Origin of the sequence: Streptomyces sp. NPDC048751 (genome assembly GCF_043198595.1) — a bacterium.
GTDB lineage: Bacteria > Actinomycetota > Actinomycetes > Streptomycetales > Streptomycetaceae > Streptomyces.
In genome coordinates, this window is the sequence record NZ_JBICUX010000033.1 from 1 (window position 1) to 26,279 (window position 26,279).

A 26,279-nucleotide genomic window follows, 5' to 3' on the forward strand; every position below is an offset into this window, starting at 1 on the left:
ACGCCCGGTTACATTCCGAACCCGGAAGCTAAGCCTTACAGCGCCGATGGTACTGCAGGGGGGACCCTGTGGGAGAGTAGGACGCCGCCGAACAAATTTTGAATGGGTTGGACCCTGAACCTTCGGTTCCGGGTCCAACCCTTTTTTGTTTCCCTTCACTTGAAGTTCACATTGCGCAACCAACATCCAGAGCATGGGTACTGCTGCAATGCTCAGGGCCGCCGACATAGGTGTCGGCGACGAGGTGGTCGTGCCGGCCTTCGGCAACGTGGAAGTCGCCGAGGCGGTGACCCTGGCCGGGGCGCTCCCGGTGTTCGCCGACATAGACGCGGTGACCTACTGCCTTGATCCGTCCGCGGTCGAAGCAGCCATAACTCCGCGTACCGCGGCCGTCGTTGCCGTACATCGATTCGGGCGGCCGGCCGACATCCTGCGACTGCACGGTGTGGGGCAGCGGCACGGGTTGCTCGTGTTGGAGCAGGCGGAGTCCGAGTCGCCGTACGACGAGGTGGCGCAGCGCCGGCAGCGGGCGGCTTATCTCGACGGGAAGTTGCGAGGGGTGCGGACTCCCGACGGTGGGGACGGGCACACCTACCAGCAGTACGTCGTGAGGGTGCCCGGGAACGGGCGGCCGGACCGGGACGCGTTCGCTCGGGCCGTGCGGGCCAAGGGCGTTGACTGCCGGGTGCCGGTGAAGACTCCCGTGCACCGTCTGCCCGAGTTCCGGCGGTGTGTGTCCCTGCCGGAGACGGAGCGGGCCTCCGACGAGACGCTCGCGTTGCCGGTGGACGCCCTGCTGACGAAGCGGGACATGCAGCGGACCGTGGCCGCGTGCAACGCGCTCGGTGGGCTGCTGCAGCCCGCCTTCTGAACGGTTTGGGAGCACGGGTCTGTTCGGGGTATGATCTATTCCGTTGCCGCGAGGGAAACCTCAAAAGGTGACAGGCCCCTATAGCTCAGTCGGTAGAGCGTCTCCATGGTAAGGAGAAGGTCAACGGTTCGATTCCGTTTGGGGGCTCAAGCATTAAGGCCTCCGCCCTTTCGGGCGGGGGCCTTTTTCATGCCCGTGTCAGTTCTCGTCAGTCCTTGTGGATGCCCGGGACGCGCATCGCCAGGATGGCCATGTCGTCGGAGGGCGCGTCCGACGCGAAGCGTTCCACGGCGCGCATGATGCGGGCCGCGACCGCGCCGGCCGTCAGACCCGTGCAGGTGGTGAGGACGTCGGCGAGGCCGTCGTCGCCCAGCATGCGGGTGCCCTCGCGGCGCTCGGTGACGCCGTCCGTGACGCACAGGAGGACATCACCGGGGTCGAGGGTGACCGTCTGCTCGTAGAGCTCCAGGTCGTCCATGACGCCGAGGAGCGGCTGGGGCTCGGCGGCCGCCTCGACCGTGCCGTCCTGGCGCAGGCGGAGGGGGAGAGGGTGGCCGGCGCAGACCACCTTCAACTCCGCGCTGCCGTCCTCCTGGGGGCGCAGTTCGCCGTAGAGGAGGGTCAGGAAGCGGCTGCGGGCGCCCTCGTCGAGGATCGCGGAGTTCAGGCGTTCCAGGACGGCCGGGCCGCTGAGGCCCTCGCGGGCCAGGAGGCGCAGGGCGTGCCGGGCGAGGCCGGTGACCGCGGCCGCGTTCGGGCCCGTACCGCAGACGTCGCCGATGGCGAAGCCGTACGCGCCGTCGCGGATCGGGAAGAGGTCGTAGAAGTCGCCGCCGACCTCGTTGCCCTCGCCGGCCGCCCGGTAGATGACCTCGACCTCGACGTTCTCGATCTCGGGGAGCTCGGGCGGCAGGAGGCTGCGCTGGAGCGACTGGCTGATGGCCGTGCGCTCCGAGTAGAGGCGGGCGTTGTCCAGGGCCAGGGCGGCCCGGCGGGAGAGGTCCTCGGCCAGTTCCAGGATCTCCTGGCGGAAGTGTTCGTCAGTGGGCTTGCCGAGCGTGAGCATGCCGATGACACGGTTGCGGGCGACCAGGGGGAGGACGACCGTCTCGCCGCCCACGGCCGAGGCCGTCGCCAGCGTCGGGCCGATGCCGGAGCTGACCGTGGTGGGCTCGCCGAGGCCGAGGCTGCGCATGGAGGTGCGCAGGGCGGCCTGGTGGGCGGCCTCCGCGGGGGCCGGCCAGACTCGGGCGCCGGGGGTGGGGACCGGGTCGGGCGGAGAGATCTTCGACAGCAACGACTTGATGCCGTCGATGAGTTCCTCGTCCTCGTGCAGGACGTACGACAGGTAGGGCTCCGAGGCCTGGTCGGCGATCGTGTAGACGGCGCACCAGGTGGCCAGGGTCGGGACGGTCATCTGGGCCATCAGGGCCAGGGTCTGGTCGCGGTCCAGGGTTCCGGCGAGGAGGTCGGAGGCCTCCACGAGGAAGCTGAGCGAGCCTCGGCGCAGGCGTTCCAGCTCGCCCAGGCGGGCCGACTCGACGGCCAGAGCGATGCGGTCGGCCGCGAACTGCAGGCGCAGCGCCTCCTCGTTGGAGTAGCGGCCGGGAGATTCCGCGGCGACGCCGAGGGAGCCGGTGAGGCGGCCCTCGACCTTGAGGGGGACCGTCACCACCGAGCGCATCCCGGTGCCGTTGAGCAGGGGGACCGCGCCCGGTACGGCCGTGAGGTCCTCGTGGACGGCCGGCATGCGGGCCGAGCCGTAGCGGCCGGGGCCCGCCTCCACGGGCACGCGCGCGAAGCGCTGGCGGGCGGAGGGCAGGCCGGTGGAGGCGCGGACCTCCAACTCCGTCTCGTCGTCGGTCGCGAGGAGCAGGAAGGCGGAGTCGGCGTCGAGCATGTCGCGGGCGCGTTCGACCGTGCGCTGGAGGAGGCCGTCGAGGTCGTCGGGGGCCGGAGAGCCGATGAACACCTCGAAGGGGTCGTTGCTCGGGCCGTCGATGGCGGATGTCGTGTCGGAGGACGGGACGCGCAACGGGGTCTGCAGAACAGCCCGTTCGTGGTCACGTACGAGGAGGCACACGGTTGACGGCTCGCCGCCGGTGTCGCGGACGCGGAGGTGCGAGGCGTACACGGGGGTCACGCGTCCGTCGGCGCCGCGGATGCCGTAACTGCCCTCCCAGCGGGAGAGTTGGAGGGCCTCGGCGATGCCGGTGCTGGTGCCCGGGGTGTGCGGCCAGGCCGCGAGGTCGGTGAGGGGCTTGCCGACGACCTGGTCGGCGGCGTAGCCGAAGAGTTCCTCGGCGTCCTCGTTCCAGGCGGAGATGGCGCCCGTACGGTCGATCTGGACGACCGCGACGCGGACGCGGCCGTCGGCGAGGGGGAGGAGGTCGGCGGGGAGCGAAGGGCCTGCCGCGCGGGTGCCCACCGGGCGTTCCGGGAGGTCGAGTTGGAACCACACCTGCTTGTGCGTGGGCGTGTACTCGACGCCCCAGCGGCCGGCGATGGCCGCGCAGAGCTGGAGGCCGCGGCCGCCCTCGCGGTCCAGGTTGCCCATGTTGACGGCCGAGCCCTGGAGGGGGATCTCGCGCTCGGGGTAGCGGTCGCCCACCTCGATCCGTACGCCGTTGTCGCTGCGCAGACACAGGACGTCGGCGTGGGTGCCGGCGTGGACCACGGCGTTGGTCACGAGTTCGCTGGTGAGGACGACGGCGTCGTCGACGATGTCGCCGAAGCCCCAGCCCTGCAGGGTGTCGCGGACGAAGGAGCGCGCGGTGGCGACGGATCGCCCGACGGGCTCGAAGCTGGCGGCCGCGCGCGCGGTGATCACAGAACTCCTCGACCGGTTGTCGGCGTGCTGGGCTGCCTGGCCGACACGCTCGCTCCGCTGGTGCGGCGGCAGCGCGCTCGTCGGCCGAGGGTCCGGGGTCTGTCCCCCCGGGATCAGTCCGGTGGTCATGTGTGCGGCCGCCCCTCCGATGCCCGCTCGTTCTCGTGCCACCGCCCAGGCCGGACGGGCCGGCGCGGCTGGACAGCCGGATGCAAGGTTACTTACCTTCCCCCACCGTGCGGATGCCGGTCGCCTGTGATTCCGTCCCCCGGGTGTGCGGACCGTGTGCGAAGCTGCCGAACTGTTATGGCCTGGTTGGGTGAGGGTGAAACACTGGGCAAGCTTCTTGTGAAGGTCCGGGCAGGTCGCGTGTCTTCTGTGTATGTCGGGAAGCAGCCCCTTGGCCCGGCCTGATTACATCGGGCAGGAATACGCAGCAGTAGCGGCAGCAACCGGTACGTCGAGAAGCACCACCCCAGTACAGCAGTAACGGTCGACCCCTGCGGGAGGGACACAGTGGAGTCTGGCGCAGCGACGCGGAGTACGAAGGCGCGCGCGAAAGGCGGACAGTCCCTGAGCAAGCAGCGCACGCCCCGGGGCGGCACCACGGTTGTGGACACGGCCGCCCTCAACAGGCTGCTGGCGGCCCTCGTGTCCATGCGTGACGGGAACTTCCGCAAGCGGCTCACGGTGTCCGGGGACGGCGTGATGTCGGAGATCTCGGCCGTTTTCAACGAGGTCGCCGACCGCAACTTGCAGTTGACGGGCGAGCTGTCGCGGGTGCGGCGCATGGTGGGCCGTGAGGGAAAGCTCACGGAGCGTCTGGAGACGGGTGCCTGCGAGGGTGCCTGGGCGACGGCGATCGACAACGCCAACGCGCTGGTGGAGGACCTGGCCCGGCCTGTTTCCGAGGTCAGCCGGGTGCTGTCGGCGGTGGCCGAGGGTGATCTGTCGCCGCGCATGGAGCTGCGGACGCACACCCCGGAGGGGCCCGGGCATCCGTTGCGCGGTGAGTTCCTGAAGGTCGGGCGGACCGTCAACAACCTTGTCGACCAGCTGTCGACGTTCACCGACGAGGTCACGCGGGTGGCCAGTGAGGTCGGTACGGAGGGCAAGCTGGGCGGGCAGGCCCAGGTGCGGGGCATGTCGGGTTCGTGGAAGGACCTGACGGACTCCGTCAACACGATGGCGGACCGGCTGACGGCGCAGGTGCGGGACATCGCGCTGGTGACGACGGCGGTCGCCAAGGGTGACCTGTCACGCAAGGTCACGGTTCATGTCGCCGGTGAGATGCTGGAGCTGAAGAACACCGTCAACACGATGGTGGACCAGCTCTCCGCGTTCTCCTCCGAAGTGACGCGTGTCGCCCGCGAGGTGGGCACGGAGGGCATCCTGGGCGGCCAGGCGCAGGTGTCCGGCGTCGACGGTGTGTGGAAGGAACTCACCGATTCGGTGAACACCATGGCCGGCAACCTGACGGCCCAGGTGCGCGGTATCGCTCAGGTGACTACGGCGGTCGCCAACGGTGACCTTTCACAGAAGGTGACCGTTCCGGCGCGCGGTGAGGTCGCTCAGCTCGCCGACACGATCAACCAGATGACCGAGACGCTGCGGATCTTCGCGGACGAGGTCACGCGCGTGGCCAACGAGGTCGGGTCCCAGGGGGCTCTGGGCGGGCAGGCGAACGTGCCGGGTGCGGCGGGGACCTGGAAGGACCTCACCGACTCGGTGAACACGGTCTTCCGGAACCTGACCACGCAGGTGCGGGACATCGCCGCGGTGACGACGGCGGTGGCCAACGGTGACCTGTCGCAGAAGGTCACCGTGGACGTGGCCGGCGAGATGCTGGAGCTGAAGAACACCGTCAACGGGATGGTCGACCAGCTGTCCGCGTTCGGCGCCGAGGTGACGCGCGTGGCGCGGGAGATCGGTGTCGAGGGTGAGCTGGGCGGTCAGGCGCAGGTGTCCGGGGCGGCCGGCACGTGGAAGGACCTCACCGACTCCGTCAACACCGCGTTCCGCAACCTCACCGGGCAGGTGAGGAACATCGCCCAGGTGACGACGGCGGTTGCGAACGGTGACCTGTCGCAGAAGGTGACCGTCGACGTCTCCGGCGAGATGCTCCAGCTGAAGAACACCGTGAACACGATGGTGGACCAGCTGTCGAGCTTCGCCGACCAGGTGACCCGGATGGCCCGTGACGTGGGTACGGAGGGCCGGCTGGGCGGTCAGGCCCGGGTGGACGGGGTGTCGGGCACCTGGAAGGAGCTGACCGACTCCGTCAACTTCATGGGTGGCAACCTCACCTCTCAGGTGCGGCAGATCGCGCAGGTGACGACGGCGGTCGCGCGGGGTGACCTGTCGCAGAAGATCGACGTCGACGCGCGCGGCGAGATCCTCGAGCTGAAGAACACGATCAACACGATGGTGGACCAGCTGTCCGCCTTCGCCGACCAGGTGACCCGGGTCGCCCGTGAGGTGGGTACGGAGGGCCGCCTCGGCGGTCAGGCGCAGGTGCCCGGTGTGGCCGGTGTGTGGCGCGACCTGACCGACTCCGTGAACGGCATGGCGTCGAACCTGACCGGCCAGGTGCGCAACATCGCCCAGGTGGCCACGGCGGTGGCCCGGGGTGACCTGTCCCAGAAGATCACCGTGGACGCGCGCGGCGAGATCCTGGAGCTGAAGAACACGCTGAACACGATGGTCGACCAGCTGTCGTCGTTCGCCGAGGAGGTCACGCGTGTGGCCCGCGAGGTCGGTACGGAGGGCATCCTCGGCGGTCAGGCCGAGGTGCAGGGTGTCTCCGGCACCTGGAAGGACCTCACGCAGTCCGTGAACTTCATGGCGAACAACCTGACCATCCAGGTCCGCAACATCGCCGAGGTCACGACCGCGGTCGCCAAGGGCGACCTGTCGAAGAAGATCACCGTCGACGCCAAGGGCGAGATCCTCGAACTGGTCACGACCGTCAACACGATGGTGGACCAGCTGTCGTCCTTCGCCGAGCAGGTGACCCGCGTGGCCCGCGAGGTGGGCACCGAGGGCATCCTGGGCGGCCAGGCGCATGTGCCGGGTGTCACAGGCATCTGGAAGGACCTCAGCGACAACGTCAACCTGATGGCCAAGAACCTGACCGTTCAGGTGCGCAACATCTCCCAGGTTGCCGCGGCGGTCGCCAACGGTGACCTGACGCGGACGGTGACGATCGAGGCGCGCGGTGAGGTCGCGCAGCTCGCCGACACCTTCAACACGATGGTGAAGACGCTGAGCTCGTTCGCCGACCAGGTCACCAAGGTGGCCCGTGAGGTGGGTACGGACGGCATCCTCGGTGGTCAGGCGCATGTGCCCGGTGTGGCCGGCACGTGGAAGGACCTCACCGAGTCGGTGAACCAGATGGCGTCCAACCTGACGGGTCAGGTGCGCAACATCGCCATGGTCACGACGGCCATCGCCAAGGGTGACCTGACGAAGAAGATCGACATCGACGCGCGCGGGGAGATCCTCGAGCTGAAGACGACCATCAACACGATGGTCGACCAGCTGTCGAGCTTCGCCGAGGAGGTCACCCGAGTCGCCCGTGAGGTGGGTACGGAGGGGCAGCTCGGCGGTCAGGCACGCGTGCGTGACGTCGACGGCACCTGGCGCGACCTCACCGAGTCGGTGAACGAGATGGCCGGGAACCTGACCCGGCAGGTGCGTGCCATCGCGCGCGTGGCGACCGCGGTGACCCGTGGCGATCTCAACCTGAAGATCGACGTGGACGCGTCCGGGGAGATCCAGGAGCTCCAGGACTACATCAACAAGATGATCGCCAACCTGCGCGACACCACGATCGCCAACAAGGAGCAGGACTGGCTGAAGGGCAACTTGGCCCGTATCTCCGCGCTGATGCAGGGGCGCCGGGACCTGGAGGACGTGGCCTCGCTGATCATGAGCGAGCTGACGCCGGTTGTCTCGGCGCAGCACGGCGCGTTCTTCGTGGCCGTGTCGTCGGCCGACGGCTCGGGGGATCCGTACGAACTGCGGATGCTGGGCTCGTACGGCTATTCGATGGGTTCCATGCCGACGTCGTTCGCGCCGGGTGAGGCGCTGGTCGGCACGGCCGCCGAGGAGAAGCGCACGATCCTGGTGGAGAACGCGCCGAGCGGCTATCTGAAGATCTCCTCGGGGCTCGGCGAGGCGCCGCCCGCGCAGGTGATCGTGCTGCCGGTGCTGTTCGAGGGCAGCGTGCTCGGGGTGATCGAACTGGCGTCGTTCACACCGTTCACGCAGATCCAGAAGGACTTCCTCAACCAGATCGCGGAGATGATCGCGACCAGCGTCAACACGATCTCCGTCAACACCAAGACGGAGCAACTGCTGAAGCAGTCGCAGGAGCTGACCGAGCAACTGCGGGAGCGGTCGGCGGAGTTGGAGCAGCGACAGAAGGCCCTCCAGGCGTCCAACGCCGAACTGGAGGAGAAGGCCGAGCTGCTGGCCCAGCAGAACCGCGACATCGAGGTGAAGAACACCGAGATCGAGGAGGCGCGACAGGTCCTGGAGGAACGTGCCGAGCAGCTCGCGGTGTCGATGCGCTACAAGAGCGAGTTCCTGGCGAACATGTCGCACGAGCTGCGGACGCCGCTGAACTCGCTGCTGATCCTGGCCAAGCTGCTCGCCGACAACGCCGAGGGCAACCTCTCGCCGAAGCAGGTCGAGTTCGCCGAGACCATCCACGGTGCCGGTTCCGACCTGCTCCAGCTGATCAACGACATCCTCGACCTGTCGAAGGTCGAGGCGGGCAAGATGGACGTCTCCCCGACGCGTATCGCGCTCGTGCAGCTCGTCGACTACGTGGAGGCCACCTTCCGGCCGCTGACCGCGGAGAAGGGGCTCGACCTGTCCGTGCGGGTGTCGCCGGAGCTGCCGGCCACCCTGCACACCGACGAGCAGAGGCTGCTGCAGGTGCTGCGCAACCTGCTGTCGAACGCGGTGAAGTTCACCGACTCCGGGTCGGTGGAGCTGGTCATCCGGCCGTCCGGGCAGGACGTCCCCGTCGGTATTCGCGAGCAGCTCCTGGAGGCCGGTTCGCTCACCGATCCGGACGCGCCGCTGATCGCGTTCTCGGTGACCGACACCGGCATCGGTATCGCGGCCAGCAAGATGCGGGTGATCTTCGAGGCGTTCAAGCAGGCCGACGGCACGACCAGCCGCAAGTACGGCGGTACGGGCCTCGGGCTGTCCATCTCGCGGGAGATCGCGCAGCTGCTCGGAGGCGAGATTTACGCGCAGAGCGAGCCGGGGCGCGGCTCGACGTTCACGCTGTATCTGCCGCTGCACCCGAGTGAGCTGCCGCCCCAGGGCTATCAGCAGCTCGTGCCGACGCTGGCACCGGGAGAGCTGGTGGCGGCGGCGGAGAACGGTGCGTCCGAGCCGGCCGAGCTCTCCGGCCCGGAGATCGAGACGCCGGCCGAGGTGAAGTCGTACCGGGAGACGCAGAACGGCCCGGCCGCGCTCTTCCGGCGTCGGCGCAGGCAGCTGCCGGGCAACGGATACCACCGGTCCATGCAGCAGGAGCAGCAGCCGTGGTCGGTCGCGGAGCAGGAGCCGGCGCCGCAGGCGCATCCCGGGATCCGGTTCGGCGGTGAGAAGGTGCTGATCGTCGACGACGACATCCGCAACGTGTTCGCGCTGACGAGTGTTCTGGAACAGCACGGTCTGTCGGTGCTGTACGCCGAGAACGGCCGTGAGGGCATCGAGGTGCTGGAACAGCACGACGACGTGGCGGTCGTCCTGATGGACATCATGATGCCCGAGATGGACGGATACGCGACGACAACGGCGATTCGCCGGATGCCGCAGTTCTCCGGGCTGCCGATCATCGCGCTCACCGCGAAGGCGATGAAGGGCGACCGGGAGAAGGCGATCGAGTCCGGCGCCTCCGACTATGTGACGAAGCCGGTCGACCCCGACCATCTGCTCGCGGTGATGGAGCAGTGGATGAGGGCCGAGTGACCGAATGGCGGGACTTGTCGAGGGTTCGTCGAGGGTTCGTGCCGATGTGGCGGGAACCTTCTAGGTGCGTGAGGAGTTGCTGGTGGAGTTGCTGAGTGAGGGTTCCGGAAGCCGTGTAGAACCACGGTGTTCGGGGAACCTTCTGGTCTCCCGCTACGTTTTTGCTACGTGCACAGTGACATCACGGTGACAGGGTGTGGCGACGGGCGGGGTGCGGCTACGATGACCGGCACGAGGACGGGCGGCGCAAGGGAGTCGTCCCCTGGGGCGGCACCGGGCGGTGTCACCCCAAGTCCTGCGGACAGGGGAGGCCCCATGCCGGGGCGAGGAGGGCGGGCCATGGTGCAGAAGGCCAAGATCCTCCTGGTCGATGACCGGCCGGAGAATCTGCTGGCGCTGGAGGCGATCCTCTCTGCGCTCGATCAGACGCTGGTGCGGGCATCGTCCGGGGAAGAAGCGCTCAAAGCACTGCTGACGGACGACTTCGCGGTCATTCTGCTGGATGTGCAGATGCCGGGAATGGACGGTTTCGAGACGGCGGCGCACATCAAGCGGCGGGAGCGGACGCGGGACATCCCGATCATCTTCCTCACCGCCATCAACCACGGCCCCCACCACACCTTCCGGGGGTACGCGGCGGGAGCGGTCGACTACATCTCCAAGCCGTTCGACCCCTGGGTGCTGCGCGCCAAGGTCTCCGTGTTCGTCGAGCTGTACATGAAGAACTGTCAGCTGCGCGAGCAGGCGGCGCTGCTGCGGCTCCAGCTGGAGGGCGGTGGCGGCAAGGCGGCCGGTGGGGCCAAGGAGCCCGCGGGTCTGCTCGCCGAACTCTCCGCGCGGCTCGCGGCCGTCGAGGAGCAGGCCGAGGCGCTGTCCAAGCAGCTGGACGACGAGTCGGCGGACGCGGCCGCAGTGGCCACGGCGGCCCACCTGGAACGCAAACTGACGGGCCTGCGCCGGGCGCTGGACGCCCTGGAGCCGGGCACCGGAAACGGCGGCGCGCCGGTGCCGTCGCAGAACTGACGCGTGCCGAGCACGCAGTTGCCCGTGAGCGCGCGTCAGTTTCACGCCTCGACAAGGGCGACACGAACGGGTGAAGCAGTGGGCACACGTGTCCGCTGTCGTCTCCACCGGTAATGTCACACCTATGGCCTCACGTCCCTCCGCAGCCAAGAAGCAGCCCGCCAAGAAGGCGGCCGCTCAGGCGAAGGCTCCGGCGAAGAAGGCCGCTGCCAAAAGGGCCCCGGCGAAGAAGGCTCCGGCGAAGAAGGCCCCCGCCAGAAAAGCCGCGGCCAAGAAGCCGGTGCCGCCACCGGCACCGAGCCCCACCGGGGGCGTCTACCGACTCGTGCGCGCCCTCTGGCTCGGGCTCGCCCATGCCGTCGGCGCGGTGTTCCGCGGGATAGGGAACGGCGCGAAGGGCCTCGACCCGGCCCACCGCAAGGACGGAGTCGCGCTGCTGCTGTTGGCCATGGCGCTGATCGTCGCCGCGGGGACCTGGGCCGATCTGCGCGGGCCCGTCGGTGACCTCGTCGAGATCCTGGTGACCGGCTCCTTCGGCCGCCTGGACCTGCTGGTGCCGATACTGCTCGCGGTCATCGCCGTGCGCTTCATCCGTCACCCCGAGCAGCCCGAGGCCAACGGGCGCATCGTGATCGGCCTGTCCGCGCTCGTCATCGGCGTGCTCGGCCAGGTCCACATCGCCTGCGGCGCGCCTGCCCGCAGCGACGGCATGCAGGCCATAAGGGATGCCGGCGGTCTCATCGGCTGGGGCGCGGCGACCCCACTGACGTACACCATGGGCGACGTCCTCGCCGTACCGCTGCTCGTGCTGCTCACGGTCTTCGGGCTGCTGGTCGTCACGGCCACCCCGGTCAACGCCATCCCGCAGCGGATGCGGCTGCTCGGCGTGAAGCTGGGGATCCTGCACGACCCCATGGAGGACGAGTACGCCGAATACCCCGAGGACGACGAGCGCTACGACGAGCAGTGGCGCGAGGCGCTGCCCGCGCGCCCCCGTCGGCGCTCGAGCGCCCCTCAGGCGTACGACCCCGACGGCGCCGAGCAGGAGGCACTCTCCCAGCGCCGGGGCCGTCCCCGACGCTCCGCGGTGCCGCAGCCCGACATGGGGCGGCAGATGGACGCCGTGGACGTCGCCGCGGCGGCCGCGGCCGCCCTCGACGGCGCAGTCCTGCACGGCATGCCGCCCTCGCCGGTCGTCGCCGACCTCACCCAGGGCGTGCACGTGGGCGACCGCGAGGACACCACGCCGACGCCAGTCCCGGCACCGGCCGCGCGCCCCCGGCAGGAGAAGCTCAAGCAGGACAGGCCCAAGCAGGGCAAGCTCAGCTCCGGGGAGGTCCCCGACCTCACGAAGGCGCCGCCCCCGCAGGAGCGCGATCTGCCGCCGCGTGCCGAGCAGCTCCAGCTCTCCGGCGACATCACCTACGCGCTGCCCTCCCTCGACCTCCTCACGCGCGGGGGCCCGGGGAAGGCGCGCAGCGCCGCCAACGACGCGGTCGTCGCCTCGCTCACCACCGTCTTCACCGAGTTCAAGGTCGACGCGGCCGTCACCGGCTTCACGCGCGGGCCGACGGTCACGCGCTACGAGGTGGAGCTCGGCCCCGCCGTGAAGGTCGAGCGGATCACCGCGCTGACGAAGAACATCGCGTACGCCGTCGCCAGCCCGGACGTGCGGATCATCAGCCCGATCCCCGGCAAGTCGGCGGTCGGCATCGAGATCCCGAACACCGACCGGGAGATGGTCAACCTCGGCGACGTCCTGCGCCTCGCGGAGTCCGCGGAGGACGACGACCCGATGCTGGTCGCCTTCGGCAAGGACGTCGAGGGCGGCTACGTCATGCACTCGCTGGCGAAGATGCCCCACATGCTGGTCGCCGGCGCCACCGGCTCCGGCAAGTCGTCCTGCATCAACTGTCTGATCACCTCGGTCATGATGCGGGCGACCCCCGAGGACGTCCGAATGATCCTGGTCGACCCCAAGCGCGTCGAGCTGACCGCCTACGAGGGCATCCCGCACCTGATCACGCCGATCATCACCAACCCCAAGCGGGCCGCCGAGGCGCTCCAGTGGGTCGTACGGGAAATGGATTTGCGCTACGACGACCTGGCGGCGTACGGCTACCGGCACATCGACGACTTCAACCGCGCGGTGCGCGAGGGGAAGGCCAAGCCGCCCGAGGGCAGCGAGCGCGAGCTCCAGCCCTACCCGTACCTCCTGGTCATCGTCGACGAGCTCGCCGACCTGATGATGGTGGCGCCGCGGGACGTCGAGGACGCGATCGTGCGCATCACGCAGCTCGCGCGCGCGGCCGGCATCCACCTGGTGCTCGCCACCCAGCGGCCGTCCGTCGACGTCGTCACCGGGCTGATCAAGGCGAACGTGCCCTCGCGGCTCGCCTTCGCCACCTCCTCCCTCGCCGACTCGCGCGTCATCCTCGACCAGCCCGGCGCCGAGAAACTCATCGGCAAGGGCGACGGGCTGTTCCTGCCGATGGGGGCCAGCAAGCCGACCCGTATGCAGGGCGCGTTCGTGACCGAGGAAGAGGTCGCGGTGGTCGTCCAGCACTGCAAGGACCAGATGGCGCCGGTCTTCCGGGACGACGTCACCGTGGGAACCAAGCAGAAGAAGGAGATCGACGAGGACATCGGCGACGATCTCGACCTGCTGTGCCAGGCGGCCGAGTTGGTGGTCTCGACGCAGTTCGGGTCGACGTCCATGCTCCAGCGCAAGCTGCGGGTCGGCTTCGCGAAGGCCGGGCGGCTGATGGACCTGATGGAGTCGCGGGGCGTGGTCGGGCCCAGTGAGGGTTCGAAGGCTCGTGACGTTCTTGTGAAGCCTGACGAGTTGGATGGTGTGCTCGCGGTGATCCGCGGGGAGGCCGAAGGGTAAGGGAAAACGGGAGCGCGACGGTCGTCTCGCGGGCGGAAGCGCAACCGGGTGATGTTCGGATCGTGACTCACCCGTAAGGGATCATTGAGCAACCGTTTCCCTTCGGCATACGTCAAGTTGAGGGAAGCAACAAGCACGTACCCCACCGTCGGAGTGTCCGGCCATTCCGATGGCGTACAAAGCCCCGCCGTCCGGTTGCCCCACCCTTTTGCACCACCCCTAGACTGAACCTCCAGCACAGGTGGCTACACGCTCGAAAGGCGCCCCCGTGTCCATCGGCAACTCCCCTGAAGACGAGCGTCCGTTCGAAGACGTTTCCGAGGAAGCCCGCCCCTCCATCGGCCGTACGTTGCAGCAGGCGCGTATCGCGGCCGGGCTGACCGTCGACGACGTCAGTACCGCCACCCGTGTCCGCATCGCCATCGTCCACGCGATCGAAGCGGACAACTTCGCGGCCTGTGGTGGCGACGTCTATGCCCGTGGGCACATCAAAACGCTGGCCAGGGCCGTCCACCTCGATCCCATCCCGCTGCTCGAACAGTACGACGCCGGCCGCGGCGGCCGACCGGCACCCACTCCGGCCGCGCCCCTGTTCGAGGCGGAGCGCATCCGTCCGGAGCGGCGCGGGCCGAACTGGACCGCGGCCATGGTCGCCGCGATCGTCGTCGTGGTCGGCTTCGTCGGGTTCACCGTGTTCGAGGGCGGCAACGACGGCGGTACGAAGGAACAGGTCGCCGACGGCACCACGCCCACCGCCACCGACTCCGCCTCGCCCACCACCAAGACGACCAAGCCCGACGAGAAGCCCGACCCCACGGACAGCGCCATCGCGGCCGCGCCGCAGGACAAGGTGACCGTTCAGGTGAGCGCCGTCGACGGCCGCAGCTGGATCTACGCCAAGAACCACAACGGCCGCATCCTCTTCGACGGGCTGCTCAAGAAGGGCCAGTCCAAGACCTTCCAGGACAGCACCAAGATCAACCTGGTCCTCGGTGACGCCGGGGCCATTCAGCTGTACGTCAACGGCAAGAAGATCGACGACGACTTCCAGCCCGGGGCCGTGGAGCGCCTGACCTACACCAAGGGCGACCCGCAGGTCGGCTGACCGGCGTACGCGTGTTCGGGGTTGGCCAGGAGGTGCCAACCCCGTCGACGTGGGGTGTCAGCGGGACGAAGTACTCTTGAGCCCATGCCTGAACGCCGTACCGTCGCACTGGTCACCCTTGGCTGCGCCCGTAACGAGGTGGACTCGGAGGAGCTCGCAGGCCGTTTGGAGGCGGACGGCTGGCAGCTCGTGGAGGACGCCGCGGAAGCCGACGTGGCCGTCGTCAACACCTGTGGCTTCGTCGACGCCGCCAAGAAGGACTCCGTCGACGCCCTCCTCGAGGCCAACGATCTCAAGGGGCAGGCGAGAACGCAGGCCGTCGTGGCGGTGGGCTGCATGGCCGAGCGGTACGGCAAGGAACTCGCCGAGGCCCTCCCCGAGGCCGACGGTGTGCTCGGCTTCGACGACTACGCCGACATCTCCGACCGCCTCCAGACCATCCTCTCCGGCGGCATCCACGCCGCCCACACCCCCCGCGACCGGCGCAAGCTGCTGCCGATCAGCCCGGCCCAGCGTCAGGAGTCGGCCGCCGAGGTCGCACTGCCCGGGCACGGCCCGGCCGAGCCCGCCGTCGCACCGGCCGACCTTCCGGAGGGCCTCGCTCCGGCCTCCGGCCCGCGCGCGCCCCTGCGCCGCCGTCTGGACGGCGCCCCGGTCGCCTCGGTGAAGCTCGCCTCGGGCTGCGACCGGCGCTGCTCCTTCTGCGCCATCCCGTCCTTCCGTGGCTCCTTCATCTCCCGCCGCCCGAGCGACGTGCTGAACGAGACGCGCTGGCTGGCCGAGCAGGGCGTCAAGGAGATCATGCTCGTCTCCGAGAACAACACGTCCTACGGCAAGGACCTGGGCGACATCCGTCTGCTGGAGTCGCTGCTGCCCGAGCTCGCCGAGGTCGACGGCATCGAGCGGGTGCGCGTCAGCTACCTCCAGCCGGCCGAGATGCGGCCCGGCCTCATCGACGTGCTGACCTCCACCGAGAAGGTCGCTCCCTACTTCGACCTCTCCTTCCAGCACTCCGCGCCCGGCGTGCTGCGCGCGATGCGCCGCTTCGGCGACACCGACCGCTTCCTGGAGCTGCTGGACACCATCCGCAGCAAGGCCCCCGAGGCGGGTGTGCGCTCCAACTTCATCGTCGGCTTCCCCGGCGAGTCCGAGGCCGACCTGGCCGAGCTGGAGCGGTTCCTCAACGGCGCCCGGCTGGACGCCATCGGTGTCTTCGGCTACTCCGACGAGGAGGGCACGGAAGCGGCGACCTACGACAACAAGCTCGACACGGACGTCGTCGCCGAGCGGCTCGCCCGCGTCTCCCGGCTCGCCGAGGAACTGGTGTCGCAGCGCGCCGAGGAGCGCCTCGGTGAAACCGTGCGCGTGCTCGTGGAGTCGGTCGACGGCGAGGAGGGCGCGTACGGCCGCGGGGCACACCAGGCGCCGGAGACGGACGGTCAGGTGCTGCTCACGAGCGGCGAAGGCCTGAGCGTCGGTCGTATGGTCGAGGCGAAGGTGGTCGGTACGGAAGGTGTCGACCTGGTGGCCGAGCCGCTGCGTGGCTCGCTCGCGTGGAGTGAGGAGGCGGGCAGATGACGGGTGTTCCGGCATCAGCCGCGGGTGGCTCCTCCCAGGCGAAGGGGCCGGTGCCGACGGCTGCAGCGGCCGGTGCGTCGGGCCCGTCCTCCGGCGCCACCTCCGACGGCGGTTCGGCCGGGCCGGGCGGCGCCAAGTCGGTGCGGGGCGGGAAGATCGCTGCCGCCGCCGTCAACCAGGCCAGCGTCTGGAACATCGCGAACCTGCTGACCATGCTCCGGCTGATCCTGGTGCCGGGCTTCGTCGCGCTGATGCTGGCCCACGGCGGATACGACCCGGCCTGGCGCTCGCTCGCCTGGGCCGCTTTCGCCATCGCCATGATCACCGACCTGTTCGACGGCCACCTGGCGCGGACATACGACCTCGTCACGGACTTCGGGAAGATCGCCGACCCCATCGCCGACAAGGCGATCATGGGGGCGGCGCTGATCTGTCTCTCCGCCCTGGGCGACCTGCCCTGGTGGGTGACCGGCGTCATCCTCGGCCGGGAACTCGGGGTCACGCTCCTGCGTTTCTGGGTCATCCGGTACGGCGTCATCCCGGCGAGCCGGGGCGGCAAGCTCAAGACGCTCACCCAGGGCGTGGCGGTCGGGATGTATGTGCTGGCGCTGACGGGATGGCTGGCCACGCTGAGGTGGTGGGTGATGGCCGTGGCGGTCGTGTTGACCGTGGTGACCGGCCTCGACTATGTGAGACAGGCCATTGTGCTGCGCCGACAGGGAATTGCCGAGCGCAAGGCCGCGTTGGAGGAGACGGAAGCGTGAGTTCCACGGCCACCGACGTGGTGCGACTACTCACGGTAAGGGGTGAGACCCTCGCCGTCGCGGAGTCGCTGACCGGGGGCCTGGTCGCGGCGGAGATCACATCGGTCCCCGGTGCGTCCAAGGTCTTCCAGGGGTCCGTGACGGCGTACGCCACCTCACTGAAGCACGATCTGCTCGCTGTCGACGCCACCCTGCTGGCCGACCGCGGAGCGGTGGACGCGCAGGTCGCGGCCCAGATGGCAGCCGGAGTACGCAAGGCGCTGGGCACCGACTGGGGTATCGCGACCACCGGCGTCGCCGGACCGGAGCCGCAGGACGGACAGCCGGTCGGAACGGTCTTCGTGGCCGTCGACGGGCCTGTGGGAGCGGATTCCGGTTCCGCCGCTGGCGGAAAAGTGGAGGCGCTGCGGTTGAACGGCGACCGCGCGGAAATTCGTATGGAGAGTGTACGGAGCGTACTCGCACTGCTCCTGACAGAGCTTGTGAGCGAACACACTGGGAATGAGCGGGCACAGGATACGGAACGGAACGGGGGGTTTTGATGTTTGCAGCCCTGAGTGAACACGACATCGCTCCCCGCACGGCCGCGGCGCGAGGCGGTACGGTGGGGCGAGAAGGATGCGGCTACGCGGTCCGAGGAGGGAGCCACCGATGATTCTGCTCCGTCGCCTGCTTGGTGACGTGCTGCGTCGGCAGCGCCAGCGCCAGGGCCGTACTCTGCGCGAAGTCTCCTCGTCCGCCCGAGTCTCACTCGGCTATCTCTCCGAGGTGGAGCGGGGGCAGAAGGAGGCTTCCTCCGAGCTGCTCTCCGCCATCTGCGACGCGTTGGACGTACGGATGTCCGAGCTCATGCGGGAAGTGAGCGACGAGCTCGCCCTCGCCGAGCTGGCCCAGTCTGCTGCGGCCACCGAGCCCGTTCCCACGCCGGTTCGTCCGATGCTGGGTTCCGTGTCGGTGACCGGCGTGCCACCGGAAAGGGTGACCATCAAGGCACCCGCCGAAGCGGTGGACGTGGTCGCCGCGTGAGGTTCACGCGCGTGCGTGTGTGATGCGTGTGTGAGCCTGTATGTACCGATGACGTGCATGTGCGCCGTGCACGCATGAGGCCCCGGCCGGGGCTTCTCCGGAAGGTCCCGGAGGAGTGCGGTCGGGGTTTTCGCGTTGCCGGGGTGGGGCGCGGCGGTCATGGTGGAGGGACATGGCCGGGGGGCGAAACCCACGGAGGATGTGGATGTACGTCGTCAAGAGCCCGCTCCCGGACGCCGCGCTGAAGACCGTGTCCGAGGCGCTGCAGGGCGCGCTCGTCGATCTGCTGGATCTGTCGCTCGTCGCCAAGCAGGTCCACTGGAACGTCGTCGGACCCCGGTTCCGCTCGGTCCATCTCCAGCTCGACGAGGTCGTGGACACCGCACGCACGCACTCCGACACCGTGGCCGAGCGGGCGTCGGCGCTGGGCGTCCCACCGGACGGGCGCGCAGCGACGGTGGCCTCCGGAAGCGGTATCGGTCTGGTGTCCGAGGGATGGATCAAGGACACCGACGCGGTGGGGACGCTGGTGGCGGCACTGGGCGCGGTGATCGTCCGGATGCGGGCGAGGGTGGCGGCGACCGGGGACCCGGATCCCGTCAGCCAGGACATCTTCATCCAGATCACGGCGGATCTGGAGAAGCATCACTGGATGTTCCAGGCGGAGAACGGGTGAGGGTGGCCCAGGGCCTGTCGTTTGGATCAGGTCGCAGGGGATCGACGCGGGCTGGTCAGACCCCGCGTCTGCGGCGTGATTCCTACGACAGGCCCTAGCGGCGGCCAGGTGCCCATGTGCCCGTGGTCGGCCGCCTGAGGAGTGCTTCGTCGTGCCACTTGTGCGCCCTGTGTGCGCGCAAGGGCGTCGCTTTAGCGTCCGGCTGGAGGTGGCGGCGATGACGAGGACCTGGGGAGCTTGGGGGGCCGCCGTGGGGCTTGGGGCGCTGTGGTGGTGGGCTGTGCTGCGGATCGCGCTGGCACCGGACGCGGGAGTGCTGGAGGGGGCGATCGCGGCCGGGGGATGGGGGCTGAGCCTGTTGCCGGTGCACTGCGTGGCCAAGGCGCGGGCGGTGGGCGCGGTCGGCGCGGGGCGGTGGGTGGAGGCATGGCGGGGGGCTGGAGATGGCGGCCGGATCTCTGGGGCGCGTGCCGGCGCCGGCGTGGGGGACGGGGATCGCGGTGACGCCGTGAGGTAGCGGGGTGACGGTGAGGGGGATCACGGTGGTGCTGGCCGGGATCGTGGGGGCGCCGAAGGGGAGCGCGGTGGCGCGGGCGGGGATGGTGGGGGCGCCGAGGGGGAGCGCGGTGGCGCGGACGGGGAGGGTGCGGGCGTGACTACCAAGGCATCGCCACGCCGCCGTTGGGGCGGAGGATCTGGCCCGTCGTGAAGGCTGACGCGTCCGAGGCCAGGTGCAGGACGGCGTGGGCGACGTCGTCCGGTTCTCCGACGCGGCCCAGCGGTGACATGCCGGACATGAGCGCCTCGGTGTGCGCCTGGGCGTCGGAGTCGTGGCGGTCGGTCATGGGAGTGCGGATCCAGCCCGGCGCGACCGCGTTGACCCGGATGCCGTGCCGGCCCAACTCCGTCGCCAGCGTCTTCGTCAACTGGACGACGGCCGCCTTGGCCACGCCGTAGCAGAGCAGGCCGGGGCCGCCGGTGTCCACGGCGCCCGAGGCCATGGTCACGATGCTCCCCGGCACGTTCCGGGCGAGCATCAGGCGCGCCACCTCCTGGCAGGCGTACAGCACGCCTTTGAAGTTGACGTTCAGCACCCGGTCGAGGTCCTCGTCACGGGTCTCCAGGACCGGGCTGCTGTGCATGATCCCGGCGACCGCGGCCAGCACGTCCAGGCGCTCGCAGCTCTCCACGGCCTGTCTGACCTGGTCCCGGTCGGTGACGTCGAGGTGGTGGGTGCGGGCGGTGCCGCCGCGATCCTTGATCAGGGTCGCCGTCTCGTGCAGGCCCTGTGCGTCACGGTCCGCGCAGTGCACGGTCGCGCCCGCCTCCGCGAGCAGGACCGCACTGGCGCGCCCTATGCCGCTCGCGGCGCCGGTGACGAATGCGGTGCGTCCGGTGAGGTCGTACGCCTTGACGGGCATGAGACGACGGTACGAGCGTTTCTGACGACCCGTCAATTACTGTCCCGGCAATGAGTGGTCCATCAGTTGGTCGTGCGGGGGCGGAATCTTTGGGCCGCGGGGCTGTCGGGGGCCGGGACCGGGCCCGTCTGGCAGGTCGGGCACCAGTAGGTGGGGCGCTCGCGGGAGCCGTCGCCCTGGTCGGCCACCCGGATCGGCGTACGGCAACGGAGGCAGGGGCGCCGCGCCCGTCCGTACACGAACAGGTCCTGGCCCCGGCGGCCCGTCGTGGCGCGGATCGGACGGTCGCGGTTGACCTCCAGGAGCTTCTTGGCGAGGGCCGGCAGCTTCGCGGCGCGGTCGGCGGGGAGGGCGCCGACGGGCAGCCATGGGGTGGCGCCCAGCAGGAAGCACAGCTCGCTCTTGTAGACATTGCCGATGCCGGCGAGGTTGCGCTGGTCGAGCAGCGCCTCACCCAGAGGGCGGGCGGGATCTGCGAGGAGGTTGGCGAGGGCCTGGTCAGGATTCCAGTCAGGGCCCAGCAGGTCCGGGCCGAGGTGGCCGACGGCGCGGTCTTCGTCGGCGGTGTGCAGCAGTTCCAGGACGGGGAGGCGGTAGCCGACGGCCGTGCGGTCGGCGTTTCCGAGGATCGCCCGGATCTGGTGGGCGGGGCCGCCGCTCCAGCGCTGGTCGGCGGCGTACACCTTCCAGGAGCCGTCCATCCGCAGGTGCGAGTGGAGCGTGAGGCCGCCCTCGATACGGGTGAGGAGGTGCTTGCCGCGCGGTGTGACGTCCAGGACGGTCCGGCCGGTGAGATCGGCGGTGGCGTACTTGGGCACCCGGAGGTCGGAGCGGGTCAGCAGCTTGCCGGCCAGCGCGCCGTGCAGACGCTTGGCGGTCTGCCAGACCGTGTCTCCTTCGGGCATGGGTCAAGGGTGGCATGCGGGGCGCGCGGAGGCCCTCAGTCGCACACGTCACGCCCTCAGGCGCAGGCCGCGCGGGGTCGCGATGAAGCCGGCTCCTTCCAGGAGGGTGCCGATGGGGGACGTCAGGGCCGAGGCGCCGTTGACGCGCTCCACCGTGACCGTGCCGAGGGAGCCCGCGCGTGCAGCCTCCGCGAGGGCCTCCGCGGCCGCCCGCAGGCGGGGGTCCTCCGTGGCCGAGGTGTCGGGTTCGGCGGGCCAGGCCAGGAGCGTCTTGCCGCCGCGCTCCATGTAGAGGGCCAGTTCGCCGTCGACGAGCACCACCAGAGAGCCCGCCTTGCGGCCTGGCTTGTGCCCCGCGCCCGTCGGCGGCTCCGGCCAGCCAAGGGCCGCGCCGTACGCGTTCGCAGGGTCGGCGGCCGCGAGGACGACAGCTCGGGACGCGGGGGTGGGGCGGGTGCGGTGCGGGGGGAAGGCGGGGGTGCGCGGGGCGGCTGGTGGGGGGTAGTCGCGGGGCGAGACGTAGTCGCCCGGAGCGGGGCGGTTCCGGGGGGAAGGGCGGGCCCCCGGCGCGGTGGGGGCGTCAAGGAAGTCGCCGTCGAGATCGGCGAAGGCGCCGTCAAGGTCGGGAAAGTCGTACGTCGGGTTGCCGGAGGCGGTGTCGGACCCGGTCCAGGCGGTGGAGGGCCCGGCTCGGTCGGGCGAGGGTGTGCCGAAGGTGTCGGGGCGGGCGTGGCCGTCGGTTGAGCCGAAGCCGTCGGGCGGGCCGAAGCCGTCAGGGGTGCCGTTTTCGAAGGTGGGGGGTGGTGCGTCGCCCCGGTCGCGGGCGTTGGCGACCGCGCGGAGGCGGTCCACGGCGCCGTCCATCGCGAACTGCGCGGCGCCGAGGCCCTCCACCACATAGCCGCGCCGGGCCTGACCGGTCTCCTCGAAGGCGGACAGGATGCGGTACGTCGCCGAGAACCCGCCCTCGACGCCCTCGGCGGAGACCGCTCCCCGGGTCACCACACCATGCCGGTCGAGGAGGGTGCGGGCCAGCGCGTGGGCGCGCACGGTGGTGTCCGGTTCGCGCCCCGGGAGCAGCGACCAGCGGCCGGCGACGGTGGGTGGGCCGCTTCGGGACGTGGGGCGGGCGGCGGCGGTCAGCGAGCCGTAGCGCCCGCGCGGGACCGTGCGCTTGGCGCGGTGGGCCGTGGAGCCCGCGGTGCGGCCCGAGCCCAGGAGGGAGCGCATGGGTGCGAGCGTGTCGTTGGTGAGCCGACCGGACCAGGCCAGATCCCAGAGCGTGTCGGCCAGTTGAGGATCCGTGGCGTCGGGGTGGGTGGTGGCGCGGACCTGGTCGGCGATCTGACGGAAGAACAGGCCGTAGCCCCCGCTGAGGGTGTCCAGGACGGACTGGTGGAGGGCCGTGAGCTCCAGCGGATGCGGGGGCGGCAGGAGCAGCGGGGCCGCGTCGGCCACGTACAGCGAGACCCAGCCGTCCTTGCCGGGGAGCGCGCCGGCTCCGGCCCACACCACCTCTCCGGCGGCGGTGAGTTCGTCCAGCATCGCCGGGGCGTAGTCCCTGACGCGGGACGGCAGGACGAGCTTCTCCAGAGCGGACGCGGGCACGGACGCGCCCTGCAACTGCTCGATGGCACGCACAAGGCCGTCCACGCCCCGCAAGGAGTGGCCCTTGCCGATGTGCTGCCACTGCGGGAGGAACTGGGCGAGCGCGGCCGGAGGCACCGGCTCCAGTTCGTGCCGGAGAGCGGCGAGGGAGCGGCGGCGCAATCGTCGTAGCACGGCCGCGTCGCACCACTCCTGGCCGATTCCGGCGGGATGGAACTCTCCCTGTACGACCCGGCCGCTCGCCGCGAGCCGCTGGAGCGCGCCGTCGGTGACCGCGATGCCCAGGCCGAAGCGGGCCGCCGCCGTGGCCGACGTGAACGGGCCGTGCGTGCGGGCGTAGCGCGCGAGGAGGTCGCCGAGGGGGTCCTTCACCGGCTCGGTGAACGCCTCCGGGACGCCGACCGGCAGTGCCGTGCCCAGCGCGTCGCGCAGCCGTCCCGCGTCCTCGATCGCCGCCCACTGGTCGGCGCCGGCGACACGGACGCGGATCGCGCGGCGGGCGCCGGCCAGCTCCCGCGCCCACTGCGGATCGGCGCCCCGCTCGGCCAGCTCCGCCTCGGTGAGCGGGCCGAGGAGGCGCAGCAGGTCGGCGACGCCTTCGGCGTCCTTGGCACGGCGGTCCTCGGTGAGCCACTGGAGTTCCCGCTCCAGCTCGGTCAGCACCTCGGCGTCGAGCAGCTCGCGCAGCTCCGCCTGGCCGAGCAGCTCGGCCAGCAGTCGCGAGTCCAGGGAGAGCGCGGCGGCACGGCGCTCGGCCAGCGGCGAGTCCCCCTCGTAGAGGAACTGGGCGACGTAACCGAAGAGGAGGGAGCGCGCGAAGGGGGACGGTTCGGGGGTGGTGACCTCGACGAGGCGCACCTTGCGGGACTCCAGGTCGCCCATCAGCTCGACGAGTCCGGGCACGTCGAAGACGTCCTGGAGGCACTCTCGGACCGCCTCCAGAACGATCGGGAACGACCCGAACTCGCTCGCCACCTGCAACAGTTGGGCGGCGCGCTGGCGCTGTTGCCAGAGCGGGGTGCGCTTGCCGGGGTTGCGGCGCGGCAGCAGCAGCGCGCGGGCGGCGCACTCGCGGAAGCGGGACGCGAACAGGGCCGAGCCGCCCACCTGGTCGGTGACGATCTGGTCGACCTCGCCCTTGTCGAAGACGACGTCCGCCGCTCCCACGGGGGCCTGGTCCGCGTCGTACTCCCTGCCGATCTTCGTGGGTTCCTGGTCGAGCAGGTCCAGGCCCATCAGATCGGCGTCGGGCAGGCGCAGGACGATACCGTCGTCGGCGTGCATGACCTGCGCGTCCATGCCGTACCGCTCGGAGAGCTTGGCCCCGAGGGCGAGCGCCCACGGGGCGTGGACCTGGGCGCCGAAGGGGGAGTGCACGACCACCCGCCAGTCGCCGAGCTCGTCACGGAACCGTTCCACGACGATCGTGCGGTCGTCCGGGACGTGGCCGCAGGCCTCTCGCTGCTCGTCCAGGTAGGACAGGACGTTGTCCGCCGCCCAGGCGTCCAGGCCTGCCGTCAGCAGGCGCAGGCGGGCGTCCTCCTTGGTGAGGGAGCCGACCTCACGCAGGAACGCGCCCACCGCGCGGCCGAGTTCCAGCGGGCGGCCCAGCTGGTCACCCTTCCAGAAGGGGAGCCTGCCGGGGACGCCGGGGGCGGGGGAGACCAGGACGCGGTCGCGCGTGATGTCCTCGATGCGCCAGGAACTCGTGCCGAGCGTGAAAACGTCCCCCACGCGGGACTCGTAGACCATCTCCTCGTCGAGCTCGCCGACCCGGCCGCCGCCCTTCTTGGGGTCGGCGCCGGCGAGGAAGACCCCGAAGAGACCGCGGTCGGGGATCGTGCCACCGGAGGTGACGGCGAGGCGCTGGGCTCCGGGGCGGCCCGTGATCGTGCCGGCGACGCGGTCCCACACCACGCGCGGGCGCAGCTCCGCGAACGCGTCGGAAGGGTAGCGGCCGGCGAGCATGTCGAGGACGGCCGTGAAGGCGGATTCCGGGAGCGAGGCGAAGGGGGCGGCGCGACGGACCATGGCGAGCAGGTCGTCGAACTGCCAGGTGTCCAGTGCTGTCATGGCGACGAGCTGCTGGGCCAGTACGTCGAGGGGGTTGGCGGGGACCCTCAGGGACTCGATCGAGCCGGTGCGCATGCGCTCCGTGACCACGGCTGCCTGGACGAGGTCGCCGCGGTACTTCGGGAAGACCACACCTGTCGACACGGCGCCGACCTGGTGGCCCGCGCGGCCCACGCGCTGGAGGCCGGAGGCGACGGAGGGGGGCGATTCAACCTGGACGACGAGGTCGACCGCGCCCATGTCGATGCCGAGCTCCAGGCTGGAGGTCGCCACCACGGCGGGGAGGCGGCCGGCTTTCAGGTCTTCTTCGACCAGGGCGCGTTGTTCCTTGGAGACCGAGCCGTGGTGGGCCCGCGCGATGACCGTCGGGGCGCCCTGGGCGGCGCCCGAGCCGCCCATGAGCTCGGCCGGGGCGTGGTGCTCGTCGAGGGGTTCGCCGGTGGCCCGCTCGTAGGCGATCTCGTTCAGGCGGTTGCAGAGGCGCTCCGCGAGACGGCGGGAGTTCGCGAACACGATCGTCGAGCGGTGGGCCTGGACGAGGTCGGTGATGCGCTCCTCGACGTGCGGCCAGATCGACGGGCGCTCAGCGCCTGCGGCGCCGTCCGGGCCGCCCGCGCCGTCGGAGCCGTTGGCGGCCGGGGAGCCGCCGAGTTCGCTCAGGTCCTCCACCGGGACGACCACGGAGAGGTCGAACTCCTTGCCCGACTTCGGCTGGACGATCTCCACTTTGCGGCGCGGGGAGAGGTAACGGGCCACCTCGTCCACCGGGCGCACGGTGGCGGAGAGGCCGATGCGGCGGGCCGGCCTCGGCAGGAATTCGTCCAGGCGCTCCAGGGAGAGGGCCAGGTGGGCGCCGCGCTTGGTGCCTGCCACGGCGTGGACCTCGTCGAGGATCACCGTCTCGATGCCGGTCAGCGCGTCACGCGTGGCCGACGTCAGCATGAGGAACAGGGATTCGGGCGTCGTGATCAGGATGTCCGGGGGGCGCGTGGACAGCGCGCGCCGCTCTGCGGCGGGGGTGTCGCCGGAGCGGATGCCCACCTTGACCTCGGGTTCGGGCAGGCCCAGGCGCACGGATTCCTGGCGGATGCCGGTCAGGGGGCTGCGGAGGTTGCGCTCCACGTCGACGGCCAGGGCCTTGAGCGGGGACACGTACAGGACGCGGCAGCGTTTCCTGGGGTCGGCGGGGGGTGGGGTGGAGGCGAGCTGGTCCAGGGCGGCGAGGAAGGCGGCGAGGGTCTTGCCGGAGCCGGTCGGGGCGACCACCAGCACGTCCGAGCCCTCGCGGATGGCCTGCCATGCGCCGGCCTGGGCCGCGGTGGGCGCGGAGAAGGCACCCGTGAACCAGCCGCGGGTCGCGGGGGAGAAGCCGTCCAGGGCTCGGTGTGCGGAGCTGACCATGCGTCCATCCTGCACCCGGGGACTGACAAACGCGCTGACCTGCGGGTTCGCTGCGGTGGCCTGGCCGGCCTGGCCGGCCTGGCCGGCCTGGCTGGGCGGGCTGGGCGGGCTGTG

Annotated in this window: 15 protein-coding genes, 1 tRNA gene and 1 rRNA gene; 13 read left to right on the forward strand and 4 right to left on the reverse strand. The window is 70.5% G+C overall.

What is annotated here, in order from left to right:
* The 3 genes from rrf to ACGFNV_RS45885 form a co-directional block, all read left to right on the forward strand.
* Window positions 1-93, forward strand: a 5S ribosomal RNA gene (rrf, locus tag ACGFNV_RS45875); the annotation flags it as partial.
* Window positions 94-208: 115 nt separating this feature from the next.
* The gene (locus ACGFNV_RS45880) at window positions 209-871 is read left to right on the forward strand and encodes a DegT/DnrJ/EryC1/StrS family aminotransferase (protein ID WP_393631567.1); all 663 of its coding nucleotides are present in this window, start codon (window positions 209-211) and stop codon (window positions 869-871) included.
* A gap of 74 nt (window positions 872-945) precedes the next feature.
* Window positions 946-1,018, forward strand: a tRNA-Thr gene (locus tag ACGFNV_RS45885).
* 61 nt (window positions 1,019-1,079) lie between these two features.
* Here the strand turns inward: ACGFNV_RS45885 and ACGFNV_RS45890 are convergent.
* Complete coding sequence (locus ACGFNV_RS45890) at window positions 1,080-3,830, reverse strand: SpoIIE family protein phosphatase (RefSeq protein WP_393631536.1); 2,751 nt, start codon at window positions 3,828-3,830, stop codon at window positions 1,080-1,082.
* Window positions 3,831-4,217: 387 nt separating this feature from the next.
* On the opposite strand from ACGFNV_RS45890, the gene ACGFNV_RS45895 reads away from it, so the two are divergent.
* From ACGFNV_RS45895 to ACGFNV_RS45940, 10 genes are all read left to right on the forward strand, one after another.
* A complete protein-coding gene (locus ACGFNV_RS45895) occupies window positions 4,218-9,695 on the forward strand; it encodes a HAMP domain-containing protein (RefSeq protein WP_393631538.1) in 5,478 nt (1,825 codons plus the stop codon).
* Window positions 9,696-10,034: 339 nt separating this feature from the next.
* Window positions 10,035-10,718, forward strand: coding sequence for a two-component system response regulator (locus tag ACGFNV_RS45900; RefSeq protein WP_393631540.1), 684 nt, complete (start codon window positions 10,035-10,037; stop codon window positions 10,716-10,718).
* A gap of 124 nt (window positions 10,719-10,842) precedes the next feature.
* Window positions 10,843-13,608: a DNA translocase FtsK gene (locus ACGFNV_RS45905; protein WP_393631541.1), complete on the forward strand. Its 2,766-nt coding sequence runs from the start codon at window positions 10,843-10,845 to the stop codon at window positions 13,606-13,608.
* 268 nt (window positions 13,609-13,876) lie between these two features.
* Window positions 13,877-14,713, forward strand: a complete 837-nt coding sequence (locus tag ACGFNV_RS45910; RefSeq protein ID WP_393631543.1) for a helix-turn-helix domain-containing protein — start codon at window positions 13,877-13,879, stop codon at window positions 14,711-14,713.
* A gap of 84 nt (window positions 14,714-14,797) precedes the next feature.
* On the forward strand, window positions 14,798-16,291 hold the full coding sequence (rimO, locus tag ACGFNV_RS45915) for a 30S ribosomal protein S12 methylthiotransferase RimO (protein WP_393631545.1): 1,494 nt from the start codon (window positions 14,798-14,800) through the stop codon (window positions 16,289-16,291).
* Complete coding sequence (pgsA, locus tag ACGFNV_RS45920; protein ID WP_393631546.1) at window positions 16,288-17,055, forward strand: CDP-diacylglycerol--glycerol-3-phosphate 3-phosphatidyltransferase; 768 nt, start codon at window positions 16,288-16,290, stop codon at window positions 17,053-17,055. The genes rimO and pgsA overlap by 4 nt, the downstream gene beginning before the upstream one ends.
* Window positions 17,052-17,597, forward strand: coding sequence for a CinA family protein (locus ACGFNV_RS45925; protein ID WP_393631548.1), 546 nt, complete (start codon window positions 17,052-17,054; stop codon window positions 17,595-17,597). The genes pgsA and ACGFNV_RS45925 overlap by 4 nt, the downstream gene beginning before the upstream one ends.
* A 109-nt stretch (window positions 17,598-17,706) precedes the next feature.
* Complete coding sequence (locus ACGFNV_RS45930) at window positions 17,707-18,081, forward strand: helix-turn-helix domain-containing protein (protein WP_030178264.1); 375 nt, start codon at window positions 17,707-17,709, stop codon at window positions 18,079-18,081.
* 205 nt (window positions 18,082-18,286) lie between these two features.
* Window positions 18,287-18,757, forward strand: coding sequence for a Dps family protein (locus ACGFNV_RS45935; RefSeq protein WP_393631550.1), 471 nt, complete (start codon window positions 18,287-18,289; stop codon window positions 18,755-18,757).
* A gap of 217 nt (window positions 18,758-18,974) precedes the next feature.
* The gene (locus tag ACGFNV_RS45940) at window positions 18,975-19,274 is read left to right on the forward strand and encodes a hypothetical protein (protein WP_393631552.1); all 300 of its coding nucleotides are present in this window, start codon (window positions 18,975-18,977) and stop codon (window positions 19,272-19,274) included.
* A 139-nt stretch (window positions 19,275-19,413) separates the two neighbouring features.
* On the opposite strand, the gene ACGFNV_RS45945 is transcribed toward ACGFNV_RS45940, so the two are convergent.
* The 3 genes from ACGFNV_RS45945 to ACGFNV_RS45955 form a co-directional block, all read right to left on the reverse strand.
* A complete protein-coding gene (locus tag ACGFNV_RS45945; RefSeq protein ID WP_393631553.1) occupies window positions 19,414-20,178 on the reverse strand; it encodes an SDR family NAD(P)-dependent oxidoreductase in 765 nt (254 codons plus the stop codon).
* 62 nt (window positions 20,179-20,240) lie between these two features.
* Window positions 20,241-21,083 carry an Fpg/Nei family DNA glycosylase gene (locus ACGFNV_RS45950; RefSeq protein WP_393631555.1) on the reverse strand — a complete coding sequence of 281 codons (843 nt, stop codon included), beginning with the start codon at window positions 21,081-21,083 and terminating at the stop codon, window positions 20,241-20,243.
* Window positions 21,084-21,131: 48 nt separating this feature from the next.
* Window positions 21,132-26,165 (reverse strand): ATP-dependent helicase, encoded by a 5,034-nt coding sequence (locus ACGFNV_RS45955; protein ID WP_393631556.1) that lies wholly within the window; start codon window positions 26,163-26,165, stop codon window positions 21,132-21,134.
* Window positions 26,166-26,279 lie beyond the last annotated feature (114 nt).

Bases quoted from the DNA above. Each gene is read 5' to 3' on its own strand.
- ACGFNV_RS45880 (WP_393631567.1), top strand. From the start codon at position 209: ATGCTCAGGGCCGCCGACATAGGTGTCGGCGACGAGGTGGTCGTGCCG.
- ACGFNV_RS45890 (WP_393631536.1), bottom strand. From the start codon at position 3,830: ATGACCACCGGACTGATCCCGGGGGGACAGACCCCGGACCCTCGGCCG.
- ACGFNV_RS45900 (WP_393631540.1), top strand. From the start codon at position 10,035: ATGGTGCAGAAGGCCAAGATCCTCCTGGTCGATGACCGGCCGGAGAAT.
- ACGFNV_RS45905 (WP_393631541.1), top strand. From the start codon at position 10,843: ATGGCCTCACGTCCCTCCGCAGCCAAGAAGCAGCCCGCCAAGAAGGCG.
- rimO (WP_393631545.1), top strand. From the start codon at position 14,798: ATGCCTGAACGCCGTACCGTCGCACTGGTCACCCTTGGCTGCGCCCGT.
- pgsA (WP_393631546.1), top strand. From the start codon at position 16,288: ATGACGGGTGTTCCGGCATCAGCCGCGGGTGGCTCCTCCCAGGCGAAG.
- ACGFNV_RS45930 (WP_030178264.1), top strand. From the start codon at position 17,707: ATGATTCTGCTCCGTCGCCTGCTTGGTGACGTGCTGCGTCGGCAGCGC.
- ACGFNV_RS45935 (WP_393631550.1), top strand. From the start codon at position 18,287: ATGTACGTCGTCAAGAGCCCGCTCCCGGACGCCGCGCTGAAGACCGTG.
- ACGFNV_RS45940 (WP_393631552.1), top strand. From the start codon at position 18,975: ATGACGAGGACCTGGGGAGCTTGGGGGGCCGCCGTGGGGCTTGGGGCG.
- ACGFNV_RS45945 (WP_393631553.1), bottom strand. From the start codon at position 20,178: ATGCCCGTCAAGGCGTACGACCTCACCGGACGCACCGCATTCGTCACC.
- ACGFNV_RS45950 (WP_393631555.1), bottom strand. From the start codon at position 21,083: ATGCCCGAAGGAGACACGGTCTGGCAGACCGCCAAGCGTCTGCACGGC.
- ACGFNV_RS45955 (WP_393631556.1), bottom strand. From the start codon at position 26,165: ATGGTCAGCTCCGCACACCGAGCCCTGGACGGCTTCTCCCCCGCGACC.